At 65.8% G+C, this 12,749-nt stretch carries 10 protein-coding genes; all 10 read left to right on the top strand.

Annotated features, from left to right (window positions below):
* The first annotated feature begins 25 nt into the window (after positions 1-25).
* The 10 genes from UB43_RS13975 (at position 26) to folC (ending at position 12,727) form a co-directional block, all read left to right on the top strand.
* On the top strand, positions 26-790 hold the full coding sequence (locus UB43_RS13975) for a class I SAM-dependent methyltransferase (RefSeq protein ID WP_045211892.1): 765 nt from the start codon (positions 26-28) through the stop codon (positions 788-790).
* An 87-nt stretch (positions 791-877) separates the two neighbouring features.
* The gene (leuB, locus tag UB43_RS13970; protein WP_045211890.1) at positions 878-1,960 is read left to right on the top strand and encodes a 3-isopropylmalate dehydrogenase; all 1,083 of its coding nucleotides are present in this window, start codon (positions 878-880) and stop codon (positions 1,958-1,960) included.
* 80 nt (positions 1,961-2,040) lie between these two features.
* Entirely contained in the window at positions 2,041-3,153 is a 1,113-nt protein-coding gene (asd, locus tag UB43_RS13965) for an aspartate-semialdehyde dehydrogenase (protein ID WP_045211887.1), read from the top strand.
* A gap of 260 nt (positions 3,154-3,413) precedes the next feature.
* A complete protein-coding gene (locus UB43_RS13960) occupies positions 3,414-4,601 on the top strand; it encodes a FimV family protein (RefSeq protein WP_045211885.1) in 1,188 nt (395 codons plus the stop codon).
* Positions 4,602-4,695: 94 nt separating this feature from the next.
* Complete coding sequence (locus tag UB43_RS13955) at positions 4,696-5,706, top strand: aspartate-semialdehyde dehydrogenase (protein WP_045211882.1); 1,011 nt, start codon at positions 4,696-4,698, stop codon at positions 5,704-5,706.
* 167 nt (positions 5,707-5,873) lie between these two features.
* A complete protein-coding gene (locus UB43_RS13950) occupies positions 5,874-8,759 on the top strand; it encodes a FimV/HubP family polar landmark protein (RefSeq protein WP_045211880.1) in 2,886 nt (961 codons plus the stop codon).
* Between the two features lie 19 nt (positions 8,760-8,778).
* On the top strand, positions 8,779-9,636 hold the full coding sequence (gene truA, locus UB43_RS13945; protein ID WP_045211878.1) for a tRNA pseudouridine(38-40) synthase TruA: 858 nt from the start codon (positions 8,779-8,781) through the stop codon (positions 9,634-9,636).
* A 57-nt stretch (positions 9,637-9,693) separates the two neighbouring features.
* The gene (locus tag UB43_RS13940; RefSeq protein WP_045211876.1) at positions 9,694-10,317 is read left to right on the top strand and encodes a phosphoribosylanthranilate isomerase; all 624 of its coding nucleotides are present in this window, start codon (positions 9,694-9,696) and stop codon (positions 10,315-10,317) included.
* Positions 10,318-10,574: 257 nt separating this feature from the next.
* Positions 10,575-11,450 carry an acetyl-CoA carboxylase, carboxyltransferase subunit beta gene (gene accD / locus UB43_RS13935; RefSeq protein ID WP_045211873.1) on the top strand — a complete coding sequence of 292 codons (876 nt, stop codon included), beginning with the start codon at positions 10,575-10,577 and terminating at the stop codon, positions 11,448-11,450.
* Positions 11,447-12,727 carry a bifunctional tetrahydrofolate synthase/dihydrofolate synthase gene (gene folC / locus UB43_RS13930; RefSeq protein WP_045211870.1) on the top strand — a complete coding sequence of 427 codons (1,281 nt, stop codon included), beginning with the start codon at positions 11,447-11,449 and terminating at the stop codon, positions 12,725-12,727. Before accD ends, folC begins: the two co-directional genes overlap by 4 nt.
* The last annotated feature ends 22 nt before the right edge of the window (positions 12,728-12,749 follow it).

Raw genomic sequence — 12,749 nt, 5'->3', positions numbered from 1 at the left:
GCAACCGCAAGCCAAGGAGAAAGCCATGACCCAGAGTCGCCATGAGCAAGTGGTCCAGCGCCAGTTCGGCGCCCAGGCCAACGCTTACCTGACCAGTGCCGTCCACGCACAAGGCGAGGAGTTCGCCCAACTGCGTGAGCGACTGTCGGCGACCACTGGTGCGCGTGTGCTGGACCTGGGTTGCGGGGCAGGGCATGTAAGCTTCAACGTCGCGCCGCTGGCTGGCGAGGTGGTGGCTTACGACCTGTCCCAGCAGATGCTCGACGTGGTGGCTTCGGCCGCCGCCGAGCGCGGCCTGGGCAACATCTCCACGCGCTGTGGCGCCGCCGAGCAGCTGCCGTTCGAAGCGGGCGAGTTCGACTTCGTCTTCAGCCGCTATTCCGCGCACCACTGGCGGGATGTCGGCCAGGCGCTGCGCGAAGTGCGCCGGGTGCTCAAGCCGGGCGGCGTGGCCTGTTTCATCGATGTCGCGGCGCCGGGCTTGCCTCTGCTGGACACCTATCTGCAGACTGTCGAGGTCCTGCGCGACACCAGCCACGTGCGTGACTACTCCCCCTCGGAGTGGGCGCGTCTGGTCGGCGAGGCCGGCCTTGCGGTGACCGCCGCCAAGCGCCAGCGCCTGCGCCTGGAGTTCACTTCCTGGGTCGAGCGCATGCGCACCCCAGACGTGATGCGCCAGGCCATTCGTGCCCTGCAGCTTTCGATGGGCGACGAGGTGCGCGAGTATTTCGAGATCGACGCCGAGGGCTCCTTCAGCACCGACGTGCTGGTGCTCTGGGCCGAGCGCTGATTTCGGCTTTTTGACCGCTCCGGGTGGCGAGAGCCGCCCGGGGCGTTACGTTTTTTGCCAAGCGACTTTTATAAAGTGAGCAGAGAGATGAGCAAACAGATTCTGGTTCTCCCCGGCGACGGTATCGGCCCGGAAATCATGGCCGAAGCGGTCAAGGTGCTGGAGCTGGCCAACGACAAGTTCGCCCTGGGCTTCGAGCTGACCGAGGACGTGATCGGCGGCGCCGCCATCGACAAGCACGGCGTGCCGCTGGCCGACGAGACCCTGGAGCGTGCGCGCAACTCCGACGCCGTCCTGCTGGGCGCCGTGGGCGGCCCGAAGTGGGACAAGATCGAGCGTGACATCCGCCCCGAGCGCGGCCTGCTGAAGATCCGTTCGCAACTGGGCCTGTTCGGCAACCTGCGCCCGGCCATCCTCTACCCGCAGCTGGCCGATGCTTCCAGCCTGAAGCCCGAAGTGGTCGCCGGCCTGGACATCCTTATCGTCCGCGAGCTGACCGGCGGCATCTACTTCGGCCAACCGCGCGAGCAGCGTGTGCTGGAGAACGGCGAGCGCCAGGCGTACGACACCCTGCCGTACAGCGAAAGCGAAATCCGCCGCATCGCCCGCGTCGGCTTCGACATGGCCCGCGTGCGCAACAAGAAGCTGTGCTCGGTGGACAAGGCCAACGTCCTGGCTTCCAGCCAGCTGTGGCGCGAAGTGGTCGAGGAAGTCGCCAAGGACTACCCGGACATCGAGCTGTCGCACATGTACGTCGACAACGCTGCGATGCAGCTGGTCCGTGCGCCCAAGCAGTTCGACGTGATGGTCACCGACAACATGTTCGGCGACATCCTGTCGGATGAGGCTTCCATGCTCACCGGCTCCATCGGCATGCTGCCCTCCGCCTCGCTGGATTCGAACAACAAGGGCATGTACGAGCCTTGCCACGGTTCCGCGCCGGACATCGCCGGCAAGGGCATCGCCAACCCGCTGGCGACCATCCTCTCGGTCTCGATGATGCTGCGTTATACCTTCAGCGAAGGCGCCGCCGCCGATGCCATCGAGAAGGCCGTGAGCCTGGTCCTGGACCAGGGCCTGCGTACCGGTGACATCTGGTCCGAAGGCTGCACCAAGGTCGGTACCCGCGAAATGGGCGACGCGGTAGTCGCGGCTCTGCGGAATCTGTAATCTGTCCGGCTCGCTCGTTCCCGCACCCCTGCAGGAAGGCGGGAACGACGGCCCTCTAAATATTTGAAGGTGTAGTAGCGATGAAGCGTGTAGGTCTGATCGGTTGGCGTGGCATGGTGGGTTCGGTGCTCATGCAGCGGATGCTGGAAGAGCGGGACTTCGACCTGATCGAGCCGGTGTTCTTCACCACCTCCAACGTGGGTGGCGAAGGCCCGTCCATTGGCAAGGACATTGCCCCCCTGAAGGACGCCTACAGCATCGAGGAACTGAAAACCCTCGACGTCATCCTGACCTGCCAGGGTGGCGACTACACCAGCGAAGTCTTCCCCAAGCTGCGCGAGGCCGGCTGGCAGGGCTACTGGATCGACGCCGCTTCCAGCCTGCGCATGCAGGATGACGCGGTCATCGTCCTCGACCCGGTGAACCGCAAGGTCATCGACAACTCGCTGGACGCCGGCACCAAGAACTACATCGGCGGCAACTGCACCGTCAGCCTGATGCTGATGGCCCTGGGCGGCCTGTTCGAAGCCGGCCTGGTCGAGTGGATGTCCGCCATGACCTACCAGGCGGCCTCCGGCGCCGGCGCGCAGAACATGCGCGAGCTGATCAAGCAGATGGGCGCCATCAACGCCTCCGTGGCCGATGACCTGGCCAACCCGTCCAGCGCCATCCTCGACATCGACCGCAAGGTCGCCGAAGCCATCCGCAGCGACGCCATGCCCACCGAGAACTTCGGTGCGCCGCTGGCCGGCAGCCTGATCCCGTGGATCGACAAGGAACTGCCCAACGGCCAGAGCCGCGAAGAGTGGAAAGGCCAGGCGGAGACCAACAAGATCCTCGGTCGCTTCAAGAACCCGATCCCGGTGGACGGCATCTGCGTGCGCATCGGCGCCATGCGCTGCCACAGCCAGGCGCTGACCATCAAGTTGAACAAGGATGTGCCCATCGCGGACATCGAAGGCCTGATCAGCCAGCACAATCCCTGGGTCAAGCTGATCCCCAACCAGCGCGAGATCAGCATGCGCGAACTGACTCCGGCGGCCGTCACCGGCACCCTGAGCGTTCCGGTCGGTCGTCTGCGCAAGCTCAACATGGGTACTCAGTACCTGGGCGCCTTTACCGTCGGCGACCAACTGCTGTGGGGCGCTGCCGAGCCGCTGCGCCGCATGCTGCGCATCCTGCTCGAGCGTTGATTCGCTCCTGAGTGTGGAACCCACGACGCCGGCCCTGAGCCGGCGTCGTGCTTTGTGGGGGCGAGAAGTTCCCAGCATGTAGGTGAACCGCCGCACAAAAACGCCAGTCCGTTTGGTTGACGGCTTCTTGGCGCCAGTTTCTGTGACGCACCCGGAAAAGCCACCGGGAGCCAGTCGCTATCCTCGCAGCCCGTCCATGAGGACAGGTTTCGGCGCGCCTTTTCGCGCCGACCGACGGCAAGCAAGCAGCGGGGAAAAAAATGGCTCGGTTACACAGATTGTGGTTGGCGACGGCGGTGGCGGCGGCTTTCCTGCCGGGCATGGCGGGCGCCCTTGAGCTGGGCGACATTTCCTCGCGGGCGGCGCTGGGGCAGAACCTCTCGGCCAATATCGATCTGCGTGGTGCGGCTGATATGAGCTCCGAAGACGTCGTGGTGAGCCTGGCCTCGGCCGAAGACTTCGAGCGCCTCGGGGTGGACCGCAACGTGGTTACCAGCGGGCTGAAATTCACCCCTGATATCGGCAGGAACGGCCGTGGCGTCATTCATGTCAGCTCGAACAGGCCGATTCGAGAGCCGTACGTGAACTTTGTCCTCCAGGTGGTCTGGCCGCAGGGTCGCCTGGTGCGCGAATTTACCTTGCTGCTGGACCCGCCGACCTATGTGGCCAGCCCGGTGACGCCGCCAGCCATCGCGCCGGTGGCTGCGGTGCGCGCGCCGCAAGCGCAACCGCTAACGCCGTCGGTACCCAATACGCCGGCTGACAGCTATCGCATCCAGCGCAACGACGCGCTGTGGGATATCGCTTCGCGCAACCGCCCGTCCAGCAGTGTGTCGGTCATGCAGACCATGGCGGCGATGCAGCGGATGAACCCCGATGCCTTCGTCGATGGCAACATCAATCGCCTGAAGGTCGGCCAGGTACTGCGTCTGCCCAGCGAGCAACAGGTTCGCGAGCAGAGCCATGCCCAGGCAGTGGCCCATGTGGAAACCCAGAATTCGGAGTGGAAGGCCAGGCGTAATCCGCAACTGGCGCGACAGGAGCGCCAGCTGGACGCCACCCACAAGGCGGAAGCTGGCAGCGCGCCGGCGAAAGCCGAAGAGCGCGACAACCTGCGCCTGATCTCCGGTCAGCCGGGCAAGGACAAGGGCAAGGTCGAGGCCGAGCAACTGGCCGTGGCCCAGGAGGGCCTGGACAGCGCTCGTCGCGAGGGCGATGAACTGCGCAGCCGGATTTCCGACCTGGAGAGCCAGACCCAGAAGCTGAACAAGTTGATCGAACTGAAGGAGTCGCAGATCGCCGGCCTGATCGCGCGTCTGGCCGAGCAGGATCGCGCCAAGACCCAGGGTGCTCCGCAGGCGGGTAATCCGCAGGCGGCGGCCGGGGAGGTCGCCCAAGTCACTGCGCCGCTGACGGCCCAGGTCACCGAGGGTGCGCCGCACCCCTGAGCTGCGGCGATAGGCGGCGGGGCGCCCGATTGCTTCGCCGCCGGTGGGGGCAGTAAAGTGCTGCGCTACTTTTCCCACCGATTGTGAGACCCCGATGCCTGAAACACTCGACATCGCCGTAGTTGGCGCCACAGGACTCGTTGGCGAGGCTTTGGTCGAACTGCTGGAAGAGCGCGACTTCCCCGTCGCCAACCTGTATCTGCTGGCCAGCGGTGAATCCGCCGGCAAGTCGATAGGCTTCCGTGGGCGCAACATCCGGGTCGGCAAACTCGATGACTTCGACTTCGCCAAGGTGCGCCTGGCCTTCCTCTCCGTGGGCGCCGAAGCTGCCGCCGACTGCGCCGCCCGCGCCAGCGAGGCTGGCTGCAGCGTGATCGACCTCAGTGGTGCCGCGCTGAACAATGCCGCCGCACTGCTGGCCCAGGCCGGCGTGAATGGCGATGCCATCGAAACCCTGCAGCTTCCCGCCCTGATCGCGGCACCGGCAGCACCCGCTGCCGAGGTGGCCGAGGTGCTCGCCGCGCTGCGCGGCGTGCTGGAATTTCGCCAGGTCAATGTGGCCGCCTGCCTGTCCGCCTCTGCGCTGGGGCGCGAGGGGGTACAGGAGCTGGCGCGACAGACGGCCGAGCTGCTCAATGCGCGCCCGCTGGAGCCACGCCTGGTGGATCGTCAGTTCGCTTTCAACATGCTCGCGCAGTTGGGTGGCGTCGACGAGCAGGGTCATTCCGCGGTGGAGCGTCGCATCGCGGCGGAGCTCGCCGGGATGTTCCCCGAGCTGAAGCATGGCCTGAGCGTAACCTGCAGCCTGGCCCCGGTTTTCTTCGGTGATGCCCTGATGCTGACCATCAAGACTGCGGCGCCGGTTTCCCTGCCCGTCGTCAGCGCAGCTCTCGAGGCGGCCGACGGCATCGAGCTGGTGGAAGACGATTACCCGACTGTCATCGGCGATGCACAGGGGCAGGATACGGTGTACGTCGGTCGCCTACGGACCGGTCTGACAGATTCGTGCGAACTGAATTTGTGGATTGCGTCAGATAATGTGAGAAAAGGCGCAGCCCTAAATGCTGTGAACTTGGGCGAATTGTTGATAAAACACTATCTGTAAAAGATACTTACCGAATATTTGAAGAAGTATTCTAGCTTGGCAATACTGGCCGGGAACGTCGCTGACAGGGGAAGCACCGCCGTGAAAACGGAAGGTGTAGTGGGCAGCGGCGCCCGATAGACGTTGTTCTAATCCAGAAAAAAGCTATTAAAACAAGGGATTACTATATGGTCCGGCTTCGCAAACTGGTGCAGGCAATCGCAGCTGCTTCGGCACTGACCTCGGGCATGGCGCATGCGCTGGGGTTGGGAGACATCCACCTGCGTTCGGCGCTGAACCAGCCGCTGGATGCCGAAATCGAGCTGGTCGAAGTTCGTGACCTGTCCGCGGCCGAGGTGATCCCGAAGCTGGCCTCCCCGGAAGACTTCAACAAGGCCGGCGTCGACCGTCAGTACTTCCTGACCGGGCTGAAGTTCACCCCCATCGTCAAGCCCAACGGCAAGAGCGTCATTCGCGTGACTTCCGACCGGCCGGTGCAGGAACCCTACCTGAACTTCCTCGTGGAAGTGCTCTGGCCCAATGGTCGACTGCTGCGCGAGTACACCGTGCTGCTGGACCCGCCACTGTATTCGCCACAGACCGCCGCCGCCGTGCCGCGCGCGCCGATGGCCGTTCCCGCTCCGGTGGTGCGCCCGTCCGCCACTGCCGCGCCGCGTGCGACTCCCGCGCCCAGGGCAACTCCGGCCGCGCCGGCTCGTCGCCTGGAAGGCAATGAGTACCGTACCGGTAAGAATGACACCCTCTGGGAAATCGCCGCCCGTGCGCGCCCGGATGGCAGCGTTTCCGTCCAGCAGACCATGCTGGCGATCCAGGATCTGAATCCCGATGCCTTCCTCGGCGGCAACATCAACCGCCTGAAGAGCGGCCAGGTGCTGCGCCTGCCCGATGCCGAGCAGATCAAGGCCCGCACCCAGCCGGCTGCCGTGACCGAGGTCAACCAGCAGTACACCGCCTGGCGCGAAGGCCGCAGCCTGCCCGCTGGCGGCGCTCGTCAGCTGGACGCCACGCCGCGTGCCAATGCCGGCAACGCTCCGGCCCAGGCCGAAACCAAGGACAGCCTGCGCCTGCTCTCTGGCGAGAACGGCAAGGCCAAGGGTGGCGACAAGGGCAGCAAGGACGGCCAGGCCGTCGCTGACAAGCTGGCCGTCACCAAGGAAAGCCTGGACAGCACCCGTCGCGAGAACGATGAGCTGAGCAGTCGCATGACCGACCTGCAGAGTCAGATGGACAAGCTGCAGAAGCTCATTGCGCTGAAGGATGCCCAGCTGGCCAAACTGCAGAACGAACTGGGCAGCGACAAGGCGGTCGCCAATGGCGCCGCTGCCGTTCCGGCTCCTGTGCCGGGCGCCGATTCGGCCGCCCAGCCGGCCACTCCGCCGGCTCCGGCGGTGGCAGAGCAACCGGCCGCGCCGGCTCCGGGCAGCGATGCAGGCACTCCGCCGGCTCCTGCCGCCGAGGCACAGCCGCAACCGGCTCCGGCACCCGCACCGGCTCCTGCCGCAGCGGCCCCCGTGCCTGAGGCGCAGAAGCCGAAACCGGCTCCCGTTGCCGCACCGGCCCCGCAGGCCGAGACCAGCATCGTTGACGAGATTCTCGCCAATCCGATCTGGCTGGGCGCCATCGCCGGCAGCGCACTGCTGGCCCTGCTGGTCCTGCTGATGATCATTTCCCGCCGCCGCGCCGCCAAGGAGCAGGAAAGCCTCGCTGCCTACGCCGGTGATGACGAGCCGCACCTGGACGATGACCTGGCCCTCGCCGGCAGCGAGCTGGATACCCTCGACGTGCCGCAGGCCGCCGAAGTTGCCGCCCCGGCTCAGGCTGCGCCCGAGCGCGTTGCCGCGCAGACCAGCGATGCGCTGGGCGAGGCGGACATCTACATCGCCTACGGTCGCTTCAACCAGGCTGCCGAACTGCTGCAGGGCGCCATCTACGACGAGCCGCAGCGCGCCGACCTGCGCCTGAAGCTGATGGAGGTCTATGCCGAGATCGGTGATCGCGAAGGTTTCGCCCGCCAGGAAAACGAACTGCGCGAGATCGGTGGCGCCGAGCCGCAGGTCGAGCAACTGAAGTCCCGTTACCCGGGCATGGTCACCCTCGCTGCCGTGGGGGGTGGCCTGGCCGCTGCTGCTGCAACTTCGGATGGCGACCTCGACGGGTTCAGCCTGGACGACTTCGCCATCGATAGCCCGACTGCCGATAGCCCGGCGGCGCCTGCGGAGCCCGTTGCGCAGCCCCACGGCGATCTGGACGATGCCTTCGACCTGGCATTGGATGACCTGGAGCTGGGTGACGACAAGCCCGCTGCTCCGGTTGCGCAGCAGGACGACGAACTGTCCTTCGGTAGCTTCGACCTGGACGACGACCTGGGCCTGGGCGGCTCGCCGGCCGCAGTGCCGAGCGCCAGGGCCGAGGACGACTTCGCTTTCGATCTGGACCTGCCGGAACAGCCGGTTGCCAAGGTCGAGGCTCCGTCGCTGGTCGACGACCTGAGCGACTTCTCCCTGGACCTGGACAAGGACCTGGAGACGGACACCCGCTCCACCCTGGCTTCGGCGGAAGACGATTTCCTGCTGGGGCTGGATGACGACACCGCATCGCTGTCCGGCGTGAGCCCCGAGGAGTTCACCCTGGATATCGAAAGCAAGGCGCCGCAAGCCGACGACCTGCCGGACGATTTCGACCTGTCCCTGGCGGATGACGAGCCGGCGCCGGCCAAGGCTGGCGACAGCTTTGCCACCCAGTTGGACGAGGTCAGCGCCGAGCTGGACCGTCTCTCCGCACAGAACGACGAGCCGCAGGCTCCGGTCGAGTCGCTGGCAGAAGAAAGCTTCGCCGCAAGCGATCTTGAACTGCCGGGCGAAGGTGCCGACGACGAAGACGATTTCGACTTCCTCTCCGGCGCTGACGAGGCGGCCACCAAGCTCGACCTGGCCCGTGCCTACATCGACATGGGCGACACCGAAGGCGCCCGCGACATCCTCGATGAGGTCATCACCGAGGGTAACGACAACCAGCAGCAGGAAGCTCGCGAACTGCTCGGGCGTATCGCCTGAGCCGGAAGGCTCCAGATAGATGATTGAAGCAGTACCCTCAGCGGCGGCCGAATCGGCCGCCGTTGGCGTTTCCAGGATTGCCCTGGGCGTCGAATTCAAAGGCTCGCGCTATCGCGGCTGGCAGCGCCAGGAAAATGGTGTGCCGACCGTGCAGGGCGCGCTGGAAAAAGCTCTGTCCCGGGTGGCTGATCATCCGGTTTCCCTGATGTGCGCGGGGCGTACCGATGCGCTGGTGCACGCGAGCGGGCAGGTGGTGCATTTCGACACCACTGCCGAGCGCTCGCTCATCGCCTGGGTCATGGGCACCAATGCCAACCTGCCCAACGACATCAGCGTGACCTGGGCCAAGGTGATGCCGGCGCATTTCCATGCGCGCTTCACCGCCATGGCGCGGCGCTATCGCTACGTGATCTACAACGATCAGATTCGCCCGGCGCACATGGCCGAAGAGGTCACCTGGAACCACCGTCCGCTGGATGTCTCGCGCATGCGCGAGGCGGCCCGTGCGCTGGTCGGCACCCACGACTTCACCTCCTTCCGCGCGGTGCAGTGCCAGGCCAAGTCGGCAATCAAGACGGTGCACCACCTTGAGGTGATCGAACACGGGCGCTTCATCGTGCTGGATGTCCGCGCCAATGCCTTCCTGCATCACATGGTGCGCAACTTTGCCGGAATGCTGATGACCATCGGCGCCGGCGAGCGCCCGGTTGAGTGGGCGGCCGAGGCACTGGCCGCGCGCGACCGGCGCGCCAGCGGTATCACCGCGCACCCCTACGGGCTGTACCTGGTGAGCGTGGAATACCCGGAGGAGTTCGTGTTGCCCGAGCGGTATGTGGGGCCACATTTCCTTTCAAGTTTGCCGGATATCGTCGGCTGACGATGCCAGGGGCATTTGCTACCATCGATCGATCACTTGCCTGAAGGTTGCTGCATCTTGTCCGCCGTTCGCATCAAAATCTGCGGTATTACCCGAGTCGAGGATGCCCTGGCCGCCGCCGAGGCGGGTGCCGACGCCATCGGCCTGGTGTTCTACGCGAAGAGCCCGCGCGCGGTCAGCATCCAGCAGGCGCGGGCGATAGTCGCTGCGCTGCCGCCCTTCGTCAGTACCGTTGGCCTGTTCGTCGACGCCAGTCGCTGCGAGCTGGGGGAAATCCTCGATGCGGTGCCGCTGGATGTGCTGCAGTTCCATGGCGACGAGTCGCCCGAGGCCTGCTCCGGCTGGCACAAGCGCTACCTCAAGGCCCTGCGCGTGAAGCCGGGCGACGACGTGGCGGCGCAGATCGCGAAGTACCCACAGGCCAGCGGCTTCCTCCTCGATACCTATGTGGAAGGTATTCCTGGCGGAACCGGGTTGGCCTTCGATTGGTCCCTGGTGCCGAAGGACGTGCAGCGTCCGCTGATCCTGGCCGGCGGCCTGACGGTCGGCAACGTGGCCGATGCCATTGCCCAGGTGCGTCCTTACGCCGTGGATGTGAGCGGCGGGGTGGAGGCGAGCAAGGGCGTCAAGGATGCGCAGAAGATCCGCGATTTCATTGCGCAGTGCCGTTCGGTGGTGTGACGCGGAATCTTCATGTGACGACCAGCGGCCTGCCGCCGTCCACTACCCAATCGCTACCCGTGGGTGGCGCAGGGAGTTGTCGGTGTTGGCAGTCTTGCCCATCGGCGCCCCGCATCGAGTGCTGTATCCGTGGCGACGCCCCAGGCGGCGCCTTTGTTTGCGAGGGGTTCCGGCCTTGAGGTCGGAACCGCGACGATGAATTTGCTCAGGGGCACGCGCAACCCATCGCGCTGTGTCACTGCACTGGAGACGAGAGCATGAGCAACTGGCTGGTAGACAAGCTGATCCCTTCCATCATGCGTTCCGAGGCGAAGAAGAGCTCGGTTCCGGAAGGCCTGTGGCACAAGTGCCCGTCCTGCGAGGCGGTGCTGTACCGTCCGGAGCTGGAAAAGACCCTCGACGTCTGCCCCAAGTGCGATCACCACATGCGTATCGGCGCCCGCGCGCGCATCGATATCTTCCTCGATGAGGAAGGCCGGGAGGAGCTGGGCGCCGAGCTGGAACCGGTGGACCGCCTGAAGTTCCGTGACAGCAAGAAATACAAGGACCGCCTGACCGCCGCGCAGAAAGACACCGGCGAGAAGGACGCTCTGATCTCCATGAGCGGCAAGCTGATGGGCCTGCCGGTCGTGGTCAGCGCCTTCGAGTTCTCCTTCATGGGCGGCTCCATGGGTTCCATCGTCGGCGAGCGCTTCGTGCGCGCCGCCAACTACGCCCTGGAAAACCGTTGCCCGATGATCTGCTTCTCCGCCTCGGGTGGCGCGCGCATGCAGGAAGCGCTGATCTCCCTGATGCAGATGGCCAAGACCTCCGCCGCGCTGGCCCGCCTGCGCGAAGAAGGCATCCCGTTCATCTCCGTGCTGACCGACCCTGTCTACGGCGGTGTCTCTGCCAGCCTGGCGATGCTCGGCGACGTGATCGTCGGCGAGCCGCGCGCCCTGATCGGCTTCGCCGGTCCGCGGGTGATCGAGCAGACCGTGCGCGAGAAGCTGCCGGAAGGCTTCCAGCGCAGCGAGTTCCTGCTGGAGCACGGCGCCATCGACATGATCGTCCACCGTGCAGAAATGCGTCAGCGGCTCGCCAGCCTGCTGGCCAAATTCACCCACACTCCAAGTACCGCGCTCGCAGGATGACCCAACGTACCCTTGCCGACTGGCTGAGCTATCTCGAACAACTCCACCCCACGGCAATCGACATGGGGCTGGATCGCTCCCGTGAAGTAGCTGGCCGGCTTGGCCTCGGGCGCCCCGCGCCCCGAGTGGTGACCGTCACCGGCACCAACGGCAAGGGTTCCACCTGCGCCTTCCTCGCCGCCCTGCTCGGCGAGCAGGGCCAGCGAGTCGGCGTCTACAGCTCGCCGCACCTGCTGCGCTACAACGAGCGAGTGCTCATCGATGGCGTCGAGGCCAGCGATGAAGCGCTCTGCGAAGCCTTCGCCGCTGTCGAGGCGGCTCGCGGCGAAATCTCCCTGACCTATTTCGAGGTGGGCACCCTCGCGGCCTTCTGGCTGTTCGAGCGCGCCAACCTGGATGCCGTGGTGCTGGAAGTCGGCCTGGGCGGTCGCCTGGATGCGGTCAACCTGATCGACTCCGACATTGCCGCGGTCACCAGCATCGGTATCGACCACGCCGACTGGCTGGGCGACACCCGCGAAAGCGTGGCCTTCGAGAAAGCCGGTATCTTCCGCGCCGGCAAGCCTGCAGTCTGCGGCGACCTGGAGCCGCCGGCGCCGATCATGGAACAAGCGCGCAAGCTCGGCTCGCCGCTGCTCCTGCGTGGCCGTGATTTCGACCTGGCGATGGGCGAGGGCGACTGGCACTGGCGCGGCCGCTCCGCCACTGGCGAGGCGCTGAGCCTGCACAACCTGCCGTTGCTCGATCTGCCGATGGAGAACGCGGCGCTGGCCCTGCAGGTCTATGCCTTGCTGGACCTGCCGTGGCAGCCCGAGCAACTGGTCGCCGCGCTGCAGCGCACCCGCGTGACCGGGCGCCTGGATCGCCGCACAGTGCGATGGCACGGCGAAGAGCGCCACTTGCTGCTCGACGTCGGGCATAATCCCCACGCTGCGCAATACCTTGCCAGCCGCCTGCGTGCGGCGCCGCCCAAGGGTGTGCGCCACGCGGTGTTCGGCCTGCTGGCGGACAAGGACCTCGACGGCGTACTGGAACCCTTGCTCGGCTTGGTGCAGGATTGGGCCGTCGCGCCGCTGCCCACCGGGCGTAGCCGTCCGGCCGCAGAGCTGGAGGTCGCGCTGCAGGCTCGCGGGGCGCAGGTCAGTTGCCATGGCGATATCGCAGCGGCGCTGGTGGCGCAATGCGATGCAGCGGGCACCGATGACGAGATCCTGGTGTTCGGTTCGTTCTACAGCGTGGTGGATGCCCTGGAGTGGCTCGCCAAGGCTGCTCAATAAGTAGACCTAAGGGGAGTTGTGC

This window comes from Pseudomonas sp. 21 (assembly GCF_000955805.1).
GTDB lineage: Bacteria > Pseudomonadota > Gammaproteobacteria > Pseudomonadales > Pseudomonadaceae > Pseudomonas.
This window is presented reverse-complemented; position numbering and strand designations above follow the sequence as displayed.